At 29.0% G+C, this 21847-nt stretch carries 23 protein-coding genes; 14 read left to right on the forward strand and 9 right to left on the reverse strand.

Features of this window, described 5'->3' with window-relative positions; translation table 11 throughout:
- Positions 1 to 46: 46 nt before the first annotated feature.
- On the forward strand, positions 47 to 1981 hold the full coding sequence (locus tag CF386_RS09820) for a RecQ family ATP-dependent DNA helicase (protein WP_089074258.1): 1935 nt from the start codon (positions 47 to 49) through the stop codon (positions 1979 to 1981).
- 121 nt (positions 1982 to 2102) lie between these two features.
- Positions 2103 to 2897, forward strand: a complete 795-nt coding sequence (locus tag CF386_RS09825) for a transporter substrate-binding domain-containing protein (protein WP_089074259.1) — start codon at positions 2103 to 2105, stop codon at positions 2895 to 2897.
- Positions 2898 to 3066: 169 nt separating this feature from the next.
- On the opposite strand, the gene CF386_RS09830 is transcribed toward CF386_RS09825, so the two are convergent.
- The 3 genes from CF386_RS09830 to CF386_RS09840 form a co-directional block, all read right to left on the reverse strand.
- Positions 3067 to 3498 (reverse strand): DUF4116 domain-containing protein, encoded by a 432-nt coding sequence (locus CF386_RS09830; protein WP_089074260.1) that lies wholly within the window; start codon positions 3496 to 3498, stop codon positions 3067 to 3069.
- A gap of 258 nt (positions 3499 to 3756) precedes the next feature.
- Complete coding sequence (locus CF386_RS09835) at positions 3757 to 5037, reverse strand: MFS transporter (RefSeq protein ID WP_089074261.1); 1281 nt, start codon at positions 5035 to 5037, stop codon at positions 3757 to 3759.
- 502 nt (positions 5038 to 5539) lie between these two features.
- Positions 5540 to 6829: an MFS transporter gene (locus tag CF386_RS09840; protein WP_089074262.1), complete on the reverse strand. Its 1290-nt coding sequence runs from the start codon at positions 6827 to 6829 to the stop codon at positions 5540 to 5542.
- A gap of 235 nt (positions 6830 to 7064) precedes the next feature.
- Here CF386_RS09840 and CF386_RS09845 point away from each other — a divergent pair, with 235 nt between their 5' ends.
- Entirely contained in the window at positions 7065 to 7445 is a 381-nt protein-coding gene (locus tag CF386_RS09845) for a hypothetical protein (RefSeq protein ID WP_089074263.1), read from the forward strand.
- A 272-nt stretch (positions 7446 to 7717) separates the two neighbouring features.
- Here CF386_RS09845 and CF386_RS09850 read toward each other — a convergent pair whose 3' ends face one another.
- Together CF386_RS09850 and CF386_RS09855 are read right to left on the reverse strand one after the other, a co-directional pair.
- Entirely contained in the window at positions 7718 to 8155 is a 438-nt protein-coding gene (locus CF386_RS09850) for a regulatory protein RecX (RefSeq protein WP_089074264.1), read from the reverse strand.
- A 94-nt stretch (positions 8156 to 8249) separates the two neighbouring features.
- Positions 8250 to 8891 carry a DUF1826 domain-containing protein gene (locus CF386_RS09855; RefSeq protein ID WP_089074265.1) on the reverse strand — a complete coding sequence of 214 codons (642 nt, stop codon included), beginning with the start codon at positions 8889 to 8891 and terminating at the stop codon, positions 8250 to 8252.
- A gap of 578 nt (positions 8892 to 9469) precedes the next feature.
- Here CF386_RS09855 and arsH point away from each other — a divergent pair.
- From arsH to CF386_RS09885, 6 genes are all read left to right on the forward strand, one after another.
- Entirely contained in the window at positions 9470 to 10663 is a 1194-nt protein-coding gene (gene arsH, locus CF386_RS13785) for an arsenical resistance protein ArsH (protein ID WP_089074266.1), read from the forward strand.
- Positions 10664 to 10839: 176 nt separating this feature from the next.
- A complete protein-coding gene (locus tag CF386_RS09865) occupies positions 10840 to 11373 on the forward strand; it encodes a DUF2938 family protein (protein ID WP_089074267.1) in 534 nt (177 codons plus the stop codon).
- A 165-nt stretch (positions 11374 to 11538) separates the two neighbouring features.
- The gene (gene trxB / locus CF386_RS09870) at positions 11539 to 12489 is read left to right on the forward strand and encodes a thioredoxin-disulfide reductase (RefSeq protein ID WP_089074268.1); all 951 of its coding nucleotides are present in this window, start codon (positions 11539 to 11541) and stop codon (positions 12487 to 12489) included.
- Between the two features lie 33 nt (positions 12490 to 12522).
- On the forward strand, positions 12523 to 12840 hold the full coding sequence (locus CF386_RS09875; protein WP_089074269.1) for a metalloregulator ArsR/SmtB family transcription factor: 318 nt from the start codon (positions 12523 to 12525) through the stop codon (positions 12838 to 12840).
- Between the two features lie 107 nt (positions 12841 to 12947).
- On the forward strand, positions 12948 to 13250 hold the full coding sequence (locus CF386_RS09880) for a hypothetical protein (RefSeq protein ID WP_089074270.1): 303 nt from the start codon (positions 12948 to 12950) through the stop codon (positions 13248 to 13250).
- Between the two features lie 365 nt (positions 13251 to 13615).
- On the forward strand, positions 13616 to 14161 hold the full coding sequence (locus CF386_RS09885) for an AAA family ATPase (RefSeq protein WP_089074271.1): 546 nt from the start codon (positions 13616 to 13618) through the stop codon (positions 14159 to 14161).
- Between the two features lie 318 nt (positions 14162 to 14479).
- Here CF386_RS09885 and CF386_RS09890 read toward each other — a convergent pair whose 3' ends face one another.
- A complete protein-coding gene (locus tag CF386_RS09890) occupies positions 14480 to 14761 on the reverse strand; it encodes a hypothetical protein (protein ID WP_089074272.1) in 282 nt (93 codons plus the stop codon).
- Positions 14762 to 14890: 129 nt separating this feature from the next.
- Here CF386_RS09890 and CF386_RS09895 point away from each other — a divergent pair, with 129 nt between their 5' ends.
- Positions 14891 to 15478: an HD domain-containing protein gene (locus CF386_RS09895; protein WP_089074273.1), complete on the forward strand. Its 588-nt coding sequence runs from the start codon at positions 14891 to 14893 to the stop codon at positions 15476 to 15478.
- Positions 15479 to 15486: 8 nt separating this feature from the next.
- On the opposite strand, the gene CF386_RS09900 is transcribed toward CF386_RS09895, so the two are convergent.
- Positions 15487 to 16899, reverse strand: a complete 1413-nt coding sequence (locus tag CF386_RS09900) for an aminotransferase-like domain-containing protein (protein WP_089074274.1) — start codon at positions 16897 to 16899, stop codon at positions 15487 to 15489.
- 347 nt (positions 16900 to 17246) lie between these two features.
- Between CF386_RS09900 and CF386_RS09905 the strand changes: the two genes are divergently transcribed.
- A complete protein-coding gene (locus CF386_RS09905; RefSeq protein WP_089074275.1) occupies positions 17247 to 18155 on the forward strand; it encodes a DMT family transporter in 909 nt (302 codons plus the stop codon).
- 3 nt (positions 18156 to 18158) lie between these two features.
- Here CF386_RS09905 and CF386_RS09910 read toward each other — a convergent pair whose 3' ends face one another.
- Entirely contained in the window at positions 18159 to 18551 is a 393-nt protein-coding gene (locus tag CF386_RS09910; protein WP_089074276.1) for a hypothetical protein, read from the reverse strand.
- Positions 18552 to 18738: 187 nt separating this feature from the next.
- Here CF386_RS09910 and CF386_RS13170 point away from each other — a divergent pair, with 187 nt between their 5' ends.
- The 3 genes from CF386_RS13170 to CF386_RS09920 all read left to right on the forward strand — a co-directional run bounded on the left by CF386_RS13170 (position 18739) and on the right by CF386_RS09920 (position 21054).
- The gene (locus CF386_RS13170; protein WP_225971761.1) at positions 18739 to 19569 is read left to right on the forward strand and encodes an anti-phage deoxyguanosine triphosphatase; all 831 of its coding nucleotides are present in this window, start codon (positions 18739 to 18741) and stop codon (positions 19567 to 19569) included.
- 140 nt (positions 19570 to 19709) lie between these two features.
- Positions 19710 to 20099, forward strand: coding sequence for a hypothetical protein (locus CF386_RS13175; RefSeq protein WP_225971762.1), 390 nt, complete (start codon positions 19710 to 19712; stop codon positions 20097 to 20099).
- A gap of 76 nt (positions 20100 to 20175) precedes the next feature.
- Positions 20176 to 21054, forward strand: a complete 879-nt coding sequence (locus tag CF386_RS09920; RefSeq protein ID WP_089074277.1) for an AraC family transcriptional regulator — start codon at positions 20176 to 20178, stop codon at positions 21052 to 21054.
- Positions 21055 to 21097: 43 nt separating this feature from the next.
- Here CF386_RS09920 and CF386_RS09925 read toward each other — a convergent pair whose 3' ends face one another.
- Positions 21098 to 21841, reverse strand: a complete 744-nt coding sequence (locus CF386_RS09925) for a hypothetical protein (protein ID WP_089074278.1) — start codon at positions 21839 to 21841, stop codon at positions 21098 to 21100.
- Between the last annotated feature and the right edge of the window lie 6 nt (positions 21842 to 21847).

A 21847-nucleotide genomic window follows, 5' to 3' on the forward strand; every position in this document is an offset into this window, starting at 1 on the left:
TGTATACTTTGTAATAATTTTTTTAGTAAGTTAAACAATATTAGTCATGTCAATTAAGGAAGCTTTAAATTATTATTTTGGATTTTCAAGTTTCAAGCCCTATCAAAAGCCAGTCATTCAAAGTGTGCTTGAAGGGAATTCAACTTTAGCGGTATTTCCTACAGGTGCTGGGAAATCCCTATGCTTTCAACTTCCAGCCTTGCTTAAAGAGAACCTCACCATTGTGGTTTCTCCATTAATTGCACTGATGAAAGATCAGGTCGATTTTCTAAAAAGCAATAACATACCAGCGGAACGATTAGACTCAAGCCTTTCAGTTGAACAATATACGGCTTTAATTAAAGATATTAAAACAAATAAAATAAAAATTTTGTATGTATCTCCTGAAAGATTTAACAACGAAAGGTTTCGCTACTTTTTTCAACAAGTGAAGGTTTCATTGTTTGTTATAGATGAAGCCCATTGTATTTCTGAGTGGGGGCACAACTTTAGACCAGAGTATCTCAAGCTACCCATATATGCTGAAGGCTTAAGAGTGAAAACAATATTAGCCCTCACAGCAACAGCAAATCCAAAAGTGCAGAATGATATTTGTAATTCTTTGAAAATAGACAAGCAACATACCTACATATCAGGTTTTTTTCGTCAAAACTTAAAATTAAATTTTTCAGTGTTTGATGATAAGGGTCATCAAAATGATCACCTGATTGATAAACTTAAGAAAAACCCACCGGGTGCAACAATTATTTATACAACATTGCAAAAAACTACTGAAGAATTAACTCAAATATTGAAGAAATACAATATTGCTGCAAGGCCTTATCATGCTGGCATGAGCTCTGAAATCAGGCAGCAAAACCAAGATTGGTTTTTAAAAACCAACAACCCGATAATGATTTCAACTATTGCTTTCGGTATGGGAATCGATAAATCTGATATACGATATATCTACCATTATAATCTACCTAAATCACTTGAAAATTATGCACAAGAAATTGGTCGTGCTGGTAGAGATCAAAAAAACTCCTACTGCGAAGTATTAGCTTACCCTCATGATATTAATACCCTAGAAAATTTTATTTACGGAGATATGCCTAATGTATCTAATATCCATCAATTTTTAGAATATGTTTTTTCTCACAACAATAATATTTCTCTAAAGTTGTCAGAAACTTCGAGACAATTTGATATTAAAATTAATGTGCTCAGGACTATTTTAACTTATTTAGAGCTCAATAATTTAGTGAAATCTATTGCTCCAATTTATACAGAGTATAAATTCGAGCCGAATTTATCATCAAAAGAAATACTAAACAGTATTCCAGTCGAAAACAAACATATTGTTTACTTAATATTTAAAAACTTAATTAAAGGGCGTAAATTTTTTACCATAAAAATGGATGAACTTATAACCGAATATCAAATTAATAGAGGTGAGGTTATTCGGGTTTTAAATTTATTGACTGATACTCAGATGATAAATTTATTCACTAAAGGCATTGCTCATCAATATCAATTATTAACTAATGTGGATGATATCTCATTACTAACCTCTAAAATTTTTGACCTTTTAAATGGTAGAGAAAATGCTGATTTAAAGAGAATTCAATCAGTTATGGATTTAATCAATTCAAATTCATGTCAATCCATATATTTATCTAATTATTTTGGTGAGCATCTTTCAAATCCTTGTGGGCAATGTCATTATTGTATGTCTCATTTGACATTAAATCTAAAAAGAACTTCAGATACATTTACATTTTCTGATAAGGAACGAAATGTATTACAAAATCTATTAGATGAATTACCGACTTCTCTCTATGATTCTAGGAATATAAGTAAAATTTTAATAGGCTTAAATTCACCTTTTATAACAAAATTTAAATATAACAAGCACCCTATTTTTGGTAAATATTCTGATATTCCCTTTAACCTGATTGAATCAAACATACAAAAAGAAATAAACTCAGACACCAATTAATTACATAAAATAAGGTAAAAACCTTATATTAAATCATTCATGTAAAAATAAAATACATCATGTTTTATTTATAAAAATTATGCACTTTTAATTAAATTTAATTTAAAAAGGAAAATACATTATGTTCAAATGGCTATTTATACCATTTATTATGATTGCTATATTTAGTACTTTTGTCGAATCAAAAGAAAGTTTAAAAGTATGTACTACAGGTGATTACCCACCCTTAACTTACTTTAATAAGAAAACCCATAAATTCAATGGATTTGCCATCACAGTCATTGAAAATTTCGCGAAAAGTGAAAATAAAAAAATTCAGTTCGTTCCTACAACATGGGCAAATTTAACAACAGATCTTAAAAATAATTGTGACTTTGCCGTGGGAGGAGTCACTAATACAGCTAAAAGAGCAGAACAGTTTATGCTTTCCCCTCCATTAAAAAGAAATCAAAAATCTCCAGTATTCTCAAAATATAATGCTAAAACATTCACAAGTTTTAATAAGATTGATCAAGCCAGTACAACAGTGATTGAAAACAAAGGCGGTACAAACGAGTCATTTGCTAAATCCCATATCCAACATGCAAATATTATCGTCGTACCATCTAACGAAGCCGCATATGCATGTTTAAACAAATATCCACGTAAAAAATTGGTTATGTTCACTGATCAAATTGAAATTGATTACCGCACACATCAATCTAAAAGTAAATTATCTTCAAGCGGTAAAAATATTTATATACCCAACAACCCTGTTTCACAAAAAGTTTTTATGACAAACAAAAACCAAAAAGGGAAAGAGTTAATGAGCAAGTTTAAGTATTACTATGATAAAAATAGCGTGCATTTTAAGCATTGGTTCATACAAGCTATTGGTCAAAAATACCCTCACCAAAAAGCCGAATGTCCTTTTTAAAATTTAATCCAAAAATTCCTAACAGAAACTTAATTTATTTTAATTAAAAGGTTGTTAGGAAATTTTTAAAAGCTTCTTCATTCTATAAAAGTTGCATAAAAATTGTTTTCAAATGAATGCTTCTATTAGAGCAGATTAAATTTGATTAAGCTTTTTATAATTTGAAATTTTATCTACTATCATTGAGGTTGTGATTTATGCTGCAAATAGCACAAGCAATAACTTCTGGATCAGATTGCAAATTATCTGAAGCAAATTCAAGCGCTAAACCCTCATTATTTAAGGCTGTCAACACAACTTCTTTATCATTTTTCAAACTTTCTGAAGCAAATTTTAAAGAATCTCCTTTCTGGCCAACAGCAGCCAAAACTATTTCTTTTTCATTTTTTAAATCATCAGAAGCATGCTCTAATGAATGAGGATTTTGTCTTATAGCAGCTAACACAACTAATTTATCATTTTTAATATGTTCTGAAGCATGTGCAAGAGATAAACCATTCCTTAAAACTGCTTCTAAAAATATATCTCGCTCACAATTTAAATTTGAATTCACATCTAGATCATTGTTTCTAAAGTCATCTGTATTTTTTACTCGTAACATTTATGATTCCTCTATATTTATGATGAATACATTTATAAACATAAATATAAATCATAAAAAACGATTTTTCTTTCAAAAAAAATCAAAGCTATTGAATTTTTTAAACGTAAAAAACCATGATAAAGAAAATTAAGTTTGCTAATATGAGAGTGAGCTTAAATTTATGATATCTTAATTTCTAAATGAATATTGACGTAGATAAACATACAAATGCATTCATTTATCTATCAAAATGAATGCATGAAATATAGGTTAATATTATTTTTTTAATTTTATAATTATAAGGTATGTTACAAAATAACATATTGCGATTAGATATATTGGACCTAATATATGAATGTTTGTCAAAGGGGTCAATAAGACAGAATCAATTGCCATAGATAACCCAAACAATGAACTAGTACCACCCATAATCATTCCTTGTTCATCATCATTTACCCTGTTTGATAACCAAACTATTAAATTGACAATTAATAACAGTGAAAAAATCGCAAAAACAAAAATTATTACAAATATAGACGGCACGGAAGCGAATATACTCAAAAACACAAACAAAATAGTTATGACCAAACTACTTATGGAAGTTATTTGTTTAAGTGAAATATTTTTTAAAAGTGGTAATATTTTTAATTGGGAAAGAATTAAACCAATCGCATTTACAGTAAAGGTCATACCTATAACAGTTTGAGATACATGAAACTTCTCGGATAATATTAAAGGTAAGCTCTCTATGACTAGTCCGCTTCCCAATTGGGCTAATAAAAAAGCTATAACTAATAAATATATTCTTTTATCTATAAACAAAACTCTAAAACTAAAAAGAATATCAAAAATGTTTAATTTTTGAGTTTGTTTCTTCAATACTTGAAAGGTATCTTGATAAAACAAAAAAATTGTAATGAAGCTCAACATTGAAACTATCCCTGCAATCAAAAAAGGAACAACAACTTTCATAAACACATCACTACCAAATAACTGACCAATTAAAGTGGTTAAAGATGGTCCTATAATGAAACCTATTAACATAGCTAATGTTGCGTAACCAATATATTTTGCTTTCAACTCTTTTGAATGAGCTATATCTGCAATTGCAGCTCTCACCAAACCATTGACGCCTCCCATGAAACCAAGTGTTAGGCGACTAAATATAAATAAATTTATATTACCTAAATATATTGCATAAACAGATAAAAAATAACTTAAAGCAACCCCCATTATTGAAAAGTAAATGAGTTTTTTTCTTCCCCAAATATCGGATAATCGTCCTAATAATGTGCTTCCAATAAATATCCCTAAGGGCCAAAACCCCATAATTAAAGCATAATATATAGTTCGGGTATCTTGATTAACAGAAGCTTCAAAAAAAATATGACTACTCTTATTTAAAACCAAATCAGGCATTAATGGTAGTACTAACCCAACTCCCATTACATCAATCACTAATGTTATAAGAAGAATGGAAAGAATAAACTTAGGTGATTTTTTTTCTTTAACGCTAGACATATGAACTGGATTATTTGATTTTATAAGTGATTTCATATTTATATTTGAGTCCTTATTTTATTGTTGTATTTCTTATCATTTTAAAAGTTAAACGCAACGTCAAGCTCAACAGAGCAAATAAAATTATTTTTTCTGTTCTTCTTTGAAGTGTATTGGCACTTATATTTTTTTAATATTTAAATGCTCATTGAATTTTGTTTTTTCACCTTAACACTAGGTATAATGTTAAATAAGGACAAAAGTACAAGAACAGAATAAATTATATTTTCAGTTCTTTTACAAACGTATCACCAATTAAACATTATATTCAAACCTATGCTTTCATTTATCTTTGTAGTTCGACTTCCTAAAGAAACTTTATAACTCAAAGGAATCAAATTTAAAATTATTATTAAGATTAATTTTGATAATAATAGAATTTATTAAAACTATTTCCTTTATTTTAATATAAGACGTGTTTAATCTAATAAGGTAATGAAGTAAGTCCCTACATCATATTTGTTCTTAAATGAAAAATAAGGAAATAACACATTTAATATTATCTATTCTCTTTTTTTAAATTAAAGATTATGAAGCAACTAAGCAAATAAAAAATTATTACTATATATATTGGGCCTAACATATTAATATTTGTTAAGGGCGTCAACAAAACTGAATCAACCGCCATAGACAAGCCAACCAACGAACCAGTTCCTCCCATAATCATTCCTTGTTCATCATCATTTACTTTGTTTGACAACCAAACTACTAAATTAACATTTAATAATAATCCAAATATTCCATATACAAATATTATTATAAATATAAGCGGCACAGACGGGAATAAACACAAGACCGCAAACAAAATCGGTATAACCAAACTACTTATTGATGTGATTTTTTTAAGTGAAATATTTTTTAAAAGCGGTAATATCTTTAATTGAGAGATAATTAAGCCAGCAGATTGTATAATAAAAACGATACCTATAATAGTCTGTGATACATGAAACTTCTCGGATAATATTAAAGGTAAGCTTTCCAATACAAGGCCGTCTCCCATTCTTAGCAATAAAAAAGCTATGACTAATAAATAGATCCTTTTATCTATGAATAGTACCCTAAAACTAAAAAGAATATCAAAAAAATTTAATTTCTGTTTTTGTTTCTTTAATACTTGAAAGGTATCTTGATAAAGCATAAATATAGTGATGAAACTTAATAATGAAATAATCCCTGCAATCAAAAAAGGGGCAACAACTTTCATAAGTACATCATTTCCAGATAGCTGACCAATCAAAGTAGACAAAGAAGGTCCAATAATTATACCTGTTAATATAGCTAATGTTGCATAACCAATATATTTTGCTTTCAACTCTTTTGAATGAGCTATATCTGCAATTGCAGCTCTCACCAAACCATTGACGCCTCCCATGAAACCAAGTGTTAGGCGACTAAATATAAATAAATTTATATTACCTAAATATATTGCATAAACAGATAAAAAATAACTTAAAGCAACCCCCATTATTGAAAAGTAAATAAGTTTTTTTCTTCCCCAAATATCGGATAATCGTCCTAATAATGTGCTTCCAATAAATATCCCTAAGGGCCAAAACCCCATAATTAAAGCATAATATATAGTTCGGGTATCTTGATTAACAGAAGCGTCAAAAAAAATATGACTATTATTATTCAAAACTAAATCAGGCACTAACGGTAGCACTAACCCTACTCCCATTATATCAATTACTAATGTTATCAAAAGAATGGAAAGGATAAAGTTTTGTGGTTTTTTTTCTTTAACACTAGATATATGAACTGGATTATTTGATTTTAAAAGTGATTTCATATTTATATTGGAACCCTTATTTACTAGAAGTATTCCTTACCATTTTAAAAGTTAACGTAACGTTAATGTCAACAGAACTAATCAAAATTATTTTCTATATTCTATTATGAAGGTGTGAGTTAACACTTATATTTTTATATTAAAATCTATAATTTCATTAATAATTATTGTATAAATATCTCTGTAAACTTTATAATTTAAAAGAATCAAATAAAAATCAATATTAAGGATGATTATGATTTTTGCTAATATTTACTTAAAAAAGAACCAGTATTGTAGTTTTGCCATTTTTCAAGATCGCGGTAATATATTTCTAGTCGATTGTTATGACGGCAACATACGTTTAAATTATTTAATTTATAATCGTATTGAATGCTTATTAGATAAATTAAAGACTCTAAAAGTATTAACCTTTTCTTCTCTAAATAAACACTTCTTTTTTCAAGAACAAGATAATGCAAAATCTTGTTTTATCAATGATAAAAACTCAATTTCAATTAAAAATGCTCTTTCATCTAATAAAATTAATCAATTATTTACAGAATTTAAAAATGAGCATGGAATATATAACAAACATGAATTAAAACAAATAGAAGAACAATTAGTTTATTTTTAAATAAAAAGAGTTAGATTTATTAACTACGTATTACTTTTTATAATTAGAAAGATCTAAAAATAATAAAAGCTTAATGCTTTGACATAATATTTAGTAGATTTTAAATATACATGTTTTTTTATGGAATGATTTAAAGAATCATTTTAAAAATCAGTTCAGAAAAACCTTTTATAGAGAGAACTAAAATCTGTGGAAGACTTTTTTACTAAAATCTACTTACCTTTTGAAAGTAAACCAAAAAAATTCAATTATAAATAATCTTTTGCAACCTTTTAACTTGAAATAATTTCAAAAATATCAGACATAGCATGACCTCGATATTGTAAATATCGTATAATTTTTGCTTTTTCTTTTTGCTCTTTAGGGAGTTTCTCACCAAATTTAGTAACTTTTGATTGTGAACAAATATCAAGCCAATCAATATCTAACTTTTGAATGGACTCTTCTACTAGAAATGGATCTAATTCTTTTTTCTTTAGCTCTTGCTTAATACGTGTTAATCCATGTAATTTACTGAGATTTTTTTTGATTAAGCTATCAATCAATCGTTGATCATTTAAATAACGATGCTCCATTAAAAGTTGAATAACTGTATCCACTTCTTCTTCAGGAAGAGCTTCATGGAGCAATTTCTTTTTAAGCTCACCTGATGAATAATCTCTTTTTGACAGTAAGCGGATAGAAAAATCATAGAGCTTTTTATTATTCAAAACACATATCTCTTCAAAGTTTACTTAAAATAATTCTAACAAATTTTTTATAAGGATTGAATCTTAGCATATAACAAAAAATTATAAGTACCTATTAAACGAAATCTAATGTCATCACCATTCTAGATATTGTGTGATTGACGGGAGAGCGGTGGATAACCGCATTTTCATAATTTGAATCCCAGAGGGTTCCCTTTAATAAAGCAACATCATTATTATTGATTTGATTGATATAACTTTCATATTTTTTTGGAACTTGCCTGTCTTCAGATTCGTTTATTTGTTGTATCACATCAATATTATCGAAACGACTTGAGTTTGATAAGTATTCTGTACCCTCTCCATAATATGTCAAAATCAACCGACAAGGAACGCGATCTACATGAAAGTTAGGACACATAGTCTTATGGATAACATTACATCTTAATCCGACATCTTTCAGCTCAAATAAATATCCAAACATCTCAATAATCAAAGATAAGTCTTTTATAAAATATTCTTTCCCACTAAAATCTGGGAATAGATTTTCTATACTGTCTTTTGCTTTATCAACAGAAATCACTCGTTTGACATCTCTAAAGTTAGAGCCTTGATGGATAAATTGCTCAATATAGCGTGTGATGTCATCAGAAGGTTTTCTTTTCCAAATAGCAAGATTACAATCTTTTTGATAAATATCGGTTAAGTTCATGACATCTTCACTTGATGATGTAAAAGAAGAATTATTTAACTGCATACACTATCTTTTGAATTTTTGATATATTATATCATAACAAAATAAAAATATACTAATGTAAATATTTGTAAATGTAATTGAACTACGTTTTTTATTTGTGGATAATAGATTCATAATTTAAAGGAGGACATTATGAAAAAATTATTTTAGGACTAAGTATTGTTGCACTAACAGCATTACCCACATTAGCAAGCGCTCATGGTCATAATCATGGCCATAATAACCATAAAGAGTGGAATCATGGAAAAGTTAAGTGGCATGGCGGTCACATGAAGTGGGAAACTGAAAAAGTTGGTAAACACAAATGGGTTCATAAAGCTAAATTTTGCACTAGAGGAAATGGATGCTCAACATCAAGATACGTAACGCATCACAAACCATGGTTACGCAATTAAAATTATCTTGTTGTTACAATCTTCAAAAAAAGACCTTTTTAAAGGTCTTTTTTAATAAATATACTCTACGCTCCATTCCCACCATAATTTAAGTAACAAAATAATTTAACTTTTGTGTTTGACATCCCTTAACATATACGTTAAAACATATATATGGTTTTTCATATATAAGGTAAATTTTTCATGAAACTATTATTTGTATGCTCGCACAATCGATGTCGAAGTATTTTATCTGAAGCAATCGCTAATAAATTAGGACAAGGAAAAATTTTAGCAAAAAGTTGTGGAAGCAACCCATCAGGAAAGGTACATCCAGATACGATTAATTTTTTAGAAAAAGCTGGATATAATTTTGAAAATTTAAAGAGTAAATCTTTTGATGATGTAAAAGATTTTACACCTGATTTAGTGATTACAGTTTGTGATCAAGCTAGTAAGGAGCCTTGTCCAATTATTTATAATAACGCAATAAAAATTAACTGGTCCTTAGAAGATCCTTCTGCCCTAAACACATCTTCCTTAGAAAAAGAACAAGCTTTTGTTAACACCATTAGTATCATAGAAAAAAGAGTTAAATATATTTTGAAATGTATCTATGAAGGTCAAAGCCCAGAACAAATATCAAACAGTATTTTACAGCAAATTCCAAGTCAAATAATGCCAAGTTTAGATTACACAAAATTACCATCACCTTTAGATAACAAGCAATCTTTAATGTACCTTAATACTAATATAACTAAAACAGAAATAAAAAAACCTAAAATACTCCTATTGTATGGCTCCTTAAGAAAAGGCTCTTACAGTTATTTGGTTACTAAAGAAGCTCAGCTTATTTTAAACTACCTAGGTGCTGAAACAAAAATTTTTAATCCTCATAATTTACCTGTTTTTAATAAAGATGTTTCCAGTCATCCAGAAGCAGAGAAATTAAGAGAGCTTATGACGTGGTCAGATGGTCAGGTATGGTGTAGCCCTGAACAACATGGAGGTATGACAAGTGTTTTTAAGAACCAAATTGACTGGGTTCCACTAAACATTGGTGGTGTTAGACCAACTCAAGGAAAAACGTTGGCACTCGTTCAAATTTCAGGTGGCTCTCAATCTTTTAATACATTAAATCAGATGCGGATTCTCGGTCGATGGATGAGAATGTTTACTATTCCAAACCAGTCTTCAATTGAGAAGGCCTTTCTAAAATTTGAGCAAAATAGAATGACTCGAACCCCCTTTTATAATAGATTAGTGGATGTTATGGAGGAATTAATGAAATTTACAATTTTACTTTCACAACACAAAGAATTTTTAACTGATAGATACTCCGAGAGAGTCGAAAGTGTCGAATGTCTGAGTAAAAGAGTGAATCAAGAAAAAATATAAGTTGGATTGACATGGGGGTAAAAAACATAAAAAAACTTTAGAAAGTTTAAGTAAACAATATGAAAACACTCGAACAATGACAATTCCTTGTCTTAAAATAGTCGGGGAAATATCAGATAAAAGTCTGATATTTTACGCATTTAAAATTAGAGACCTTATACCTAAAGGAACAACATATGCTAAAGTTTGAAAATATAGCTTTTAATAATATACGCTCAATATTAATACTTAGTATCTTTATTGGAATCATTGCAACTATAATTTTTGATCTTTACTCTATCATACTTAATTTTACTTTTAATATTCACGATCCAATAAATATGAATTTACTGGGTCGCTGGATTGGTTATCTCATTAAAGGAGACATGATTTTCCACAATATTCCTCAATTAATCCCTATAAAATATGAGTTAGCCTTAGGATGGATCTCTCACTACCTGACAGGTATATTGGTCTCTTTATTTTTTCTTATTGCATTAAAATTTTCAAAAAAGTCTCATTCAAATTTAGCAATATTTAGTATTTCAATTTTATTTGGCTGGTTTTTAATGATTGTTCCTTTTACAGTGATGATGCCTGTTATGGGAGGAGGATATTTTGCATCTTCAACGCCAAATCCAGAATTTATTCGCTGGTTAGTCTTTTTTTCTCATTCTATATTCGGTTTGGGTTTATTTGTTGGATATAAAATATGTAAGCGTTTGCAATAGGATTGATAATATACATAATTAGTATCTGGTTAAAAATAATTTAAATTTAAATACCAAAAAACATAAATATAATAATGTGTAATAATTTTAAATATAAAGGATTTCAAAACATTTTTATGATACTTTATAGGTATTGAGAATTGAAATAGCTAAACGCACCAAATTATGAGCAAAATAATACATAGTAAACTTTTAATTTTGGGCTCCGGTCCAGCTGGATACACAGCAGCAATTTATGCTAGTCGAGCAAATTTAAAACCAATGTTAATTTCAGGTCAAGAACCTGGCGGTCAACTTACAACTACAACCGATGTTGAAAATTGGCCGGGCGGTATGGATTTAACAGGACCATTGTTAATGGAGCAAATGAAAAAACATGCTGAAATGTTCGATCTTTCCATCGTCAATGATCATATTGAAAGTTGTAATTTAAAAGAACGCCCTTTTACTCTTAAAGGACAAAACACAACTTATACCTGTGATTCTTTAATAATAAGTACCGGTTCAAGTGCAAAATATTTGGGGTTGCCTTCCGAAGAAAAATTTAAAGGGAAAGGTGTTTCTGCCTGCGCAACATGTGATGGATTTTTTTATAAAAATAAAGAAGTCGCTGTTATTGGTGGTGGAAATACTGCCCTTGAAGAAGCACTTTACTTGTCGAATATCGCCTCAAAAGTACATTTGGTTCATAGAAGAGATACATTTAGAGCAGAGAAAATTATACAAGATCGAATTATGGCTAAAGTAGCCCAGAATAAAATAGAGCTGCATACTAATAATACACTAGAAGAAGTTCTGGGAGATGACTTTGGTGTTACAAGTATAGACATAAAAAGTACTACGAGTGAAACAATCAAAAATATTCCTGTCTATGGTGTATTTATTGCAATTGGTCATCAACCAAACACAAAAATATTTGAAAACCAGCTTACTTTGAACGAGGGTTATATCAAAGTTCAATCTGGACAAAATAAAAATGAAACGCAGACGAACATCCCAGGTATTTTTGCTGCAGGAGATGTAATGGATAATGTTTATAGACAAGCCATCACCTCAGCGGGTACAGGCTGTAAAGCGGCATTAGATGCAGAAAAATACTTAGAAGAAAACCTTTAATGGTTTTCTTCAATAATTGAAGATAAATTTTTTATGAATCCACGAATTTTTTTTAAATGTTTAGCTGATGACACAAGGTTAAAATCTCTTTTAATCATATCCAATCTTGGTGAGGTCTGTGTTTGTGATTTAACAAATGCTCTGCAAGTTGAACAACCCAAAATATCAAGACATTTAGCCGAATTACGAAAATGTAAACTGGTTACGGATAACCGAAAAGGTAAATGGGTATACTATAAGATCAATTCAGATTTACCAGAGTGGGCGCAAAATATCTTAACTCTTACCTTAAAGAATAATTCTGATTACATAAAAGATAACCTTAAACATATATCTAATTGCAATAACTAAATAAACTGTAAATATTTGTCAAGATTGTAAAACATAGTAAAGCTTATTGCTCATATTTCTTTTTCTTACTAAAATTTCAAACATAATAAGAAATAGGAGTTATCCAAATGAAAAAAATAATTATCAGTTTAACTATGCTTGCCTTTTTGTCTATTCCAACTTTAGCAAGCGCACACCCCGGTCATGGTCATGGTCATGGTCATGGTCATGGTCATTGGCATGGTAATGGACATGGCCATCATCACGGAAGAGTAATTAATAAGGGAAAAGTAAAATGGGGCAAACATGACTTCTATAAGTGGAAAACAAAAAGAAAAGGAAATCGAATAATATACAAAACAAGAAGTTGTTACGGTAAACACAATTGTTATAATTCAAGATATGTTGTAAAAAGACATCATCACAGATAAGTATGTTTTTAAAGTAACACGTAAAAGATCTAAATTTTATAATAGATCTTTTGCATTCTTAAAAAATTGCGATCTTTTTTTCACTACGTTCATATTTACAAAACCCTAACCCTAACCCTAAAATCACTATCAGTGTAACTCATTTTTTTTACATATATTCATACAATAATTTGATGAAATAAAACTTAATATTCTAGGGCATGAAAGTATCATCTACTCTTCTTTATATCATTGCAAAACATGCCTATATATGTTTCTCAGTAAAACCCATACTTTTTGAAAATAGTTAATATTAGCACTTTTAAAATTACTTTAATCATAAAACTTTATTCAATCTACTCACTATCAATCTAAGGAGAAAAAAATTGAATCATAAAATTATTTTTACAGGTGGTCCAGGCTCTGGAAAAACCACAACAATAGCCTATTTAGAATCTTTGGGTTATAAAAGTGTTCCTGAATCTGGTCGCAAAATAATTCAACAGCAAATGAAAATAAATAGTACCTCTTTGCCATGGAAAAACAAAAAGTCATTCCGTGACTTAATGGTATCGATGGATATAAACAATTATAAACTTTGTAATTATAAAGATATTACCTTTTTTGATAGAGGTATTATAGACTCTTACGGATACAGTCAGCTTGAGAGCATAAAAATATCCGAAACATTGCTGAAAAGCTGTGAGGAGTTATTATACAACAAAAATGTATTTATTTTTCCACCATGGAAGTCAATTTATTTAAATGATGATGAACGAAAACAAGACTTTGATGATGCTATAGCAACCTATAAAGAAATAGTAAGTGCATATAAAGAATTTAAATATAGATTAATAGAAGTACCAAGATTGTCAGTTAAAGACAGAGCTAAATTTATATTAAATACACTAATTATTTCAAAAGACCAATAGCTTTTATTTTTATATAGATCTTTTTTTGTCTATATAAAGTTAATTAAATCATTCCACTCTCGACCTAATGATTTTTGATTAATAGAAATTATGTATAAATTTTTTTTTATGAAAATTTCCATTTATATTAATTGGTACAATGTAATAGTTCAAGAAGAGTATAACAACTCTTTCCACTTCTTAATAAACCAAAACTGCGATAAGTTAATGCACAGAAATGATTTTTCCGACATTAAAAACATACAACATTATTTTCTCGTATTATATTGCCTTTTGAAGTTATTAATTAATATTTTACGATATTTCAAATTTAGTTTGTTACAAGAAGCGGCACCAATTTTTTTTTTTGCTTAACTGATTATCCTGTTCCTCAAAATTAAAATTATCTCGTATTTCATTTTTCATCACTTTAAGATATTCATAATTTTTGTTTGGGTAGTTTTTCAGGCACACATTAATTTCTGAATACAAATGCTCTGATAGTTCTTTGTTTTCAAGAATATTTTCTAATTTGGGAATTCTTTTATTGTTATCGACCCCATGACCAACTATCGCAAAGCTGATAAAATATAAACAATAAAATACAATAGATAAACTCATGATTAAAACAAATAATAGATTTGATTGATATTAAAAATATAATATGTTTTTTGTCTTATTTCATTAATATAATTGAATTTTTTTATTTTTTTTTTAAATTAAACTATACAAATAACATTAGTAACTATTATGAACGACTTAAGTAAACAAATTTCATTTATATCAGAAGTTGACCAATTAAAATCAATTTTAAGACAAACAGCATTATTATCTAATGAAAGAAGAGAAAATAGTGCTGAACATTCATGGCATGCCGCATTAACTGCTCAAGTTTTATTTCCTTATTTTGAAATAGAAATTTCAACAGAAAAAGTAACTAAAATGTTACTAATTCACGATATTGTTGAAATAGATGCTGGTGACACCTTCGCCTTTAATTCAAAATATTATTCAGAAGAACAAGCTCAAAATGAAAAAAAAGCAGCTCACCGTATTTTTGGCCTCTTACCTGATGAGCAAAGTACTCATTTTGAATCACTTTGGCTAGAATTTGAAGAAGGTAAAACAAATGAAGCTAAATGTGCAAAAGCGATTGATAGAATTTTGCCAGCCATTCAAAATATAGAAAATTTTGGGGGTACTTGGAAAAAATATAATATTTCTCGAGACCAAATATTAGCGAGAAATCAAATTTTAAAGGAAATTGCTCCTAAATTATGGGTTTACCTTAATGAAAAATTAAAAATAGCCATTCAAAATAAATGGATCAAAGACTAAGTGTTTTTCTATGATCTTCCATTAGATGACTTTTCCTCAAGATATTTTCCAATAAACTTATATGCATCATGATATTTTTTCGTATCTTGGAAACCAGAGTAACTAATTTTAATGCAATTTTGAAAGGAATCATCAATTGTAAATAAGGAACCAGGAACAACCAGAATATTTTTTTCCTTTGATTTTTTACACAAATCTATCACTGAGATATATTCTGGTAATTCAATCCAGAGGCACGCCCCACCTTTTGGCATAATATACTTAATATCCTTAGGCCAGTAACTACGAATCAAGGTTATGACACAATCCAACTTTGTTTGATAACTTTTTCTAAGAATCTTTAAGTGTCGCAAATATAATCTTTTATTCATAAATTCTGCAACAGATAGCTGAATTAATAATGGTGTTGCAATAGAAAAATTTAATTTCATAAACCTTATTTTATCCAAATACTTTCCTGGACAACACCAGCCTAGTCTTATATCAGGATGAAATACTTTAGACATTGAACTTATATATATTACATTATCTGGGTTTAATGATTTTAATAATAATGGCGACTTATTATTAAAATACAATTGTCCAAAAACATCGACTTCAATAATTGGAACATCGAATTTTTGAGAAAGACTTACTAACTTTTTCTTATGAGAGTCTGACATTATACATGGTAAAGGATTGCTAAAATTAGGCGTAAGTAATATAGCCTTTATGGGCCAGTTTTCGAGATATTTTTCAAGAATATTTATGTGTATCCCTTGAAAACAGTCCATTGGAATACCCAGTATTTTGAGGTCTAGGGCTTTAGCTATATTAATATATCCAAAAAAGCAAGGGTTGGGGATTGCTATTACATCTCCTTTAGTCGTCATAGACATTAAAGCGGTGGCTATGGCCTCAGTTGCTCCATTTGTGATTATAACCTCATCAATGGGTACTTGGACATTTTGTAATAGTAACTCTTTAGCTATTTCTGATCTTAATTTCATCTCTCCTGGCGGACTGGTATAACCTGAATAGTGATTGTTGCTTAATCGTTTAGTATTCTGATTCATTATATGAAAAAACTGTTTTACAGTTGGATAGCTGGTATCTGGGTGAACTGAGCCTAAGTTAATCATTTTTTCAGAAGTGGCTGACATGATTTCCAAAAAGCTTTTTCCAGCCTTGATTTCAATTGGTTTTAACATTTCTTTAGAATTAGATTTATGATTTAAAAAAGAAACCGTAAAACCTGATTTTTCAAAACCCTCAATATATCCGTAGTCTTGAAGTTTTAATAATGCATTTATAACGGTATTTTTACTTAAGTTTGTTTTCTCAGATATCATTCTAATAGATGGAATTTTTTCACCATATTTATAATAGCCAGAGATAATCTGCTGCTCCATTGACTCAAATAGTTTCTGATATTTAAACATAATCCCTCCAGATTTTTGAGTAAAACAACAAACACATAATGCAAAATTTATTGAATAAACTTGGACTATCCGATGTACCAATAAAAATCTATTTTAATGGCATATTGTCTTTAAATGTCACTTATCTGACCTTTTTTGTCCTCGTAAATTATTCTTATGAAACTAAAATCAATCAAATAAATAATTTGAATTTTAAATAACTTATAAACTGTACCCATATTTATTAAAAAAACTGTATCTTTTATTATTTTGGGTGTTTTTTATAATTTAGCATAATTATCTACATTAACATACTTTAAACGTCTTTCTAAGAAAGTTACAAAAATATAAGGAAAAGGTCACTCTATATGAATCAAATTTCAGCTTATAAAACTTTTAGTTTATTTTTTACTTTCATTTTTCTTTGGAGTACTGGATTTATAACAACCAAAATTGGTTTAGGTTACATGCTCCCCTTTCAGTTATTATTTTTTCGCTATTTAACAGCATTTTTAATTCTATTTACACTTTATTTTGTATTAAAATTACCAAAACTAACCCGTAAAGAAGTTTTGCATCAATTCATAACAGGAATCTTTTTTTCAGCTGGAATTGCAGGCATGTTTTTATCTATTAAAAATGGATTTTCACCTGGTTTAACATCCTTGATTATGGGAATTCAGCCTATATTGACTGCAGTAATTGGGTTTATGATTTTTCAAGAAAAAATGACTTTAAAGCAAATTCTAGGGATGATTGTTGGCTTTATTTCCATTACTTTTATACTGGTCAGTCCTCATTCAAAAAATCATGCTTTTTTATTAGTAGGCTTTTTATTTAATTTACTGGGGCTTTTTAGCTTCACAATTGGAACGATTTATCAAAAAAAGATGGGATCTAACCATCATCCTGTATGTGCCCTCTTTTGGCAATTTTTTGTTTCTGTCATATTATTTTCAATCTTAGGTCTATCTCTATATGGTCATTTAATGGTCCATTTTGATATAAAGTCAGTAAGTATTATTATTTGGCAAGGATTAGTCATTAACATTTTTTCATGGGCTCTGTTGATTCACCTACTTAAAAAATACTCTGCAACAACGGTAGCATCTCTTCTTTTAATTGTTCCTGCTTTAACTACTTTAGAGTCATGGATTGTTTTTGATCAAAATATTACTCTTTTAACATCCATTGCAATATTCACTACAATTTTAGGTGTTTATTTAGTCGTTAAGCCATCTAAGAAAAAAAAGAGTCAGATGGCACTTACACAATAAATATTATGAATTAAGTTTTTTATGGATGTGGTCTTTTAAATTGGTCGATTTAACACATAAATTATGATAAAACCATTTTAAATCATGAATATTACCTTGGTTTAGAATGGTTATTGGTGCCTCATCATAAATGCCATTCTTTTTTTCACATAAGTAATCTTTTTTAGACGTATTTTTCAAACATATATCAAGCATCTTATCAATATTTAAAATCCAGGAACACTTATTTTGAAATAACATCATATTGTGAAAAAGTTGTCCTGAACTATTCTCTAATAATTTAAGTTGATGATCATCTAAAGAAAGTAAATTTTTGATATCATTCGTTTTATAGCCCCATTCAAATAGAATCTCTTTTACTTTCATGAAATTATTAGTTATATTGACTTTATTCATAATAATCTCCTTCAATATTTTTGAAAAGATAAGTTATAGAAAATAATAATTACTGGTTTATTTATTTTCATTATACATTCATATTCAAAGGTTATTTTCATTAAATTAGATAAATGGGTCGCAATGTCGAAAAGGTGGCTTAAATTTTCACTCGCAAAAGACTAGTTAAAATCGTTTGGAGGCATCTATGGACTTAAATAGCTGGCAAAAAAGAATTAGAGAGGATAAAAAAAGAGCTACAGATCATAGAACAGAATATGAAAGAGATGAAGCTCGTATTATTCATTCAGCGGCATTTAGACGACTTCAATCCAAAACCCAAATCTTTAGTATGGGTGAGAGTGACATCTACAGAACTCGCTTAACGCATTCGATGGAAGTCGCCCAAATTGGTAGAGGGATCATAAATTTTCTTCAACATAAAAAACAATATAATGAATTACTGCCATCACCATCTTTAATCACTTCTATCTGTTTAGCACATGATATTGGACACCCTCCATTTGGACATGGTGGTGAATATGCCTTGAATTATTGCATGAAAAATAGTGGTGGTTTTGAGGGAAATGCACAAACACTTCGTATTTTGAGCAAACTTGAAAAATATACGCCACATAATGGTTTAAATCCGACTCGTAGAACATTATTAGGTACCTTAAAATACCCTATTTCATATAGTAAAGCTGTGAATGAAGCTATTTATAAAGAACAAAATACACCCAATCCTAAATGGTTATTTAAAAAAGAAAATGCAATCCCACCTAAGTGCTATTTCGATAGTGAGCAATCTGTTGTTGATTTCATCCTTGATGATGTAACAAGCGATGATAAAGAAAGATTTTTAAAGATCTCTCATAAACCAAATGATAAGAATCCTCATTTTAGCTCCTGCTTTAAGTCTTTAGATTGTAGCATTATGGATATATCTGATGAAATTGCTTATAGTCTCCATGATTTAGAGGATGCTATCTCGCTTGGGTTAATTAGAAAAGACGACTGGATATCTTTTTTTCTTTAAGCACTTATGAAGCCGAGTTTAAAACATTACTTGAAAGTGCCTTTTATACTTATAACCTATCATTCGACGATATTACACATGAACTTTTTCACGATAGAAGTTACAAACGAAAAAAAGCAACGGGAACCATTATTCATTTTTTGATCAGTCAAATCGAATTTTGCGAAAACACTTCTGGTTGCGAAGATCCTCTTTTGAGATTAAATATACAGCTTCCCAAATTAGTAAATGCTTTAAAAGATCATCTTAGTGAAATGATTTTTAAAAAAGTTATTTGTAGCCTGAATGTCCAACAAGTTGAATTTAAGGGACAAAAGTTAATTCTTGAATTATTTGATTTATTAAAAAATGAACCTTTACGCTTTTTACCAGAAAAAACACAAAACAAAATTTTACCTAATATGGATAATGAGCAACAAAAAGATAGAATAATTGCAGATTTTATTTCTGGAATGACTGATAATTATGCAATTCGTTATTATGAAAAGATATTTTTTCCAACTAAAGGTTCAATGTTTGATAAATTCTAATGCATTGGAGGTTTAGATAAAATCCTTATATCAAAACCTCAATTTATAATTTTTGAGTTTTTAATAATAAAAGTATATGAAAGATAAACGTATTGAAGATAAAGTGAGACTAATCTGTGATTTCTTAGATAAACATCCAGAGAAAAGTTATTCTTTAGACGAGTTAAGTCATAGGGCTAATATCTCAAAGTTTCATTTCCAACGTGTGTTTACATCTATAGTTGGTGTATCCCCTAGACGTTATAAACAGTTTTCTCGAATGAGACGCGCTTCGATGCAATTAGTATATGTAAAAGATCTTAAAATTATAGATATTGCCTTATCTGCAGGTTTTGAGAATCCTGAATCCTTTTCGAGATCTTTTACAAAGTTATTTGGGCAATCACCAAAGGATTTTAGAAATAACCCAAACTGGTCAAGTTGGGGACCAAAATTTAATTTCAGTATTCCTAGTCAAACTAATAACTATAACATCACGATAAAAAAATACCCTGATAGGCCATGTGCAATGATTACACATTATGGTGATTATCTTCAAACAATTAAAAGTTTTGACAAATTATTCTCTTGGATTACAAAAAATAAAATAATGAGTACGGCTGACAAAAAAAAATTGCTGATGCCTATTAGTATACCCTCTTCAAATCCCTTTGAAACAGATCAAGATGACTATCAATGCAAACTAGCTTTACCCTATAATGGAAACATATCATCTAACAATCTAGGTATTTATTCAGAAAAAATTCCTGGAGGAACCTATGCGGTAATAAAATATGAAGGACAAAGAGACATTTATGGGTTCCTCCATGCCATAACATTTTTCTTAGTTGATTGGCTGCCTCATTCTGGGTGGAATAAAATGAATGATCAAATTTTAATTGAGCATCTAAACAGTCCTCTTGACGTAGATGAAACAAAACTAATTACACATATCTGTATACCAATTTGTAAATGATAACTTTTAAAGCTTTATTTATGAAAATATACAGTTTAGTTTATTAATTTAAAAACAAAGGATTATTTTCTAACCAATTAGTATTGGTTGTCAATCCAACTAACATCCATGTCGATTCATTTAAACAAAAAAGGACGCACAAATGATCTACGCCACCTATAGCTTTTCCCTGCAAATTACTTGGGACGAGGGGTAAGTGAAAATTTTGTTTACAATTAGCGCCTAAAATTAAAGTTTTATAATTTTGAACCCAACTGGTCAACAACGCAGTTTTAGTAGCACCATTACTATTTTTCAATTTATCACTTTTAACGTGCAGACCAGATTTGTAGTCATTTATTGATTGACGAATATCTTTTGCTGTAATTTCATCACTTGAATCAATAATAATTGCATCAACATAGTTTCCCACATCATGATCATCCAAATAAGATAAATGAGGCCTGGTGTTAATGGCATACATTAATTGATCAGCTTTTAAAGAATTAAAGAGCATTGAAGTTATTATATCATGCGTTGAAACCCAACGATCTCCACAAGCAGCATTATTTTTTTCTTTAATTTTCTGTATCAAATCTAAATTAATCACTTTTCTAAAACCGTTTTTTTTCTTTTGCTCTTGTTCTTTTGCTTTGTTTTGTGATTCAGAGAATGATAATTCTACTTCTGAGAATTCATGTTTTCTATCAAAATTTAATGACTGTATTTCTTCATCTAAACTCATCATTTTGAACAATTTATAATAACTTGCGCCATCACCAACTGTGTGATTCATGGAATAAATCATAGCAAA

Source organism: Paraphotobacterium marinum, from assembly GCF_002216855.1.
In the GTDB taxonomy this organism is placed as follows: Bacteria; Pseudomonadota; Gammaproteobacteria; order Enterobacterales; family Vibrionaceae; genus Paraphotobacterium; species Paraphotobacterium marinum.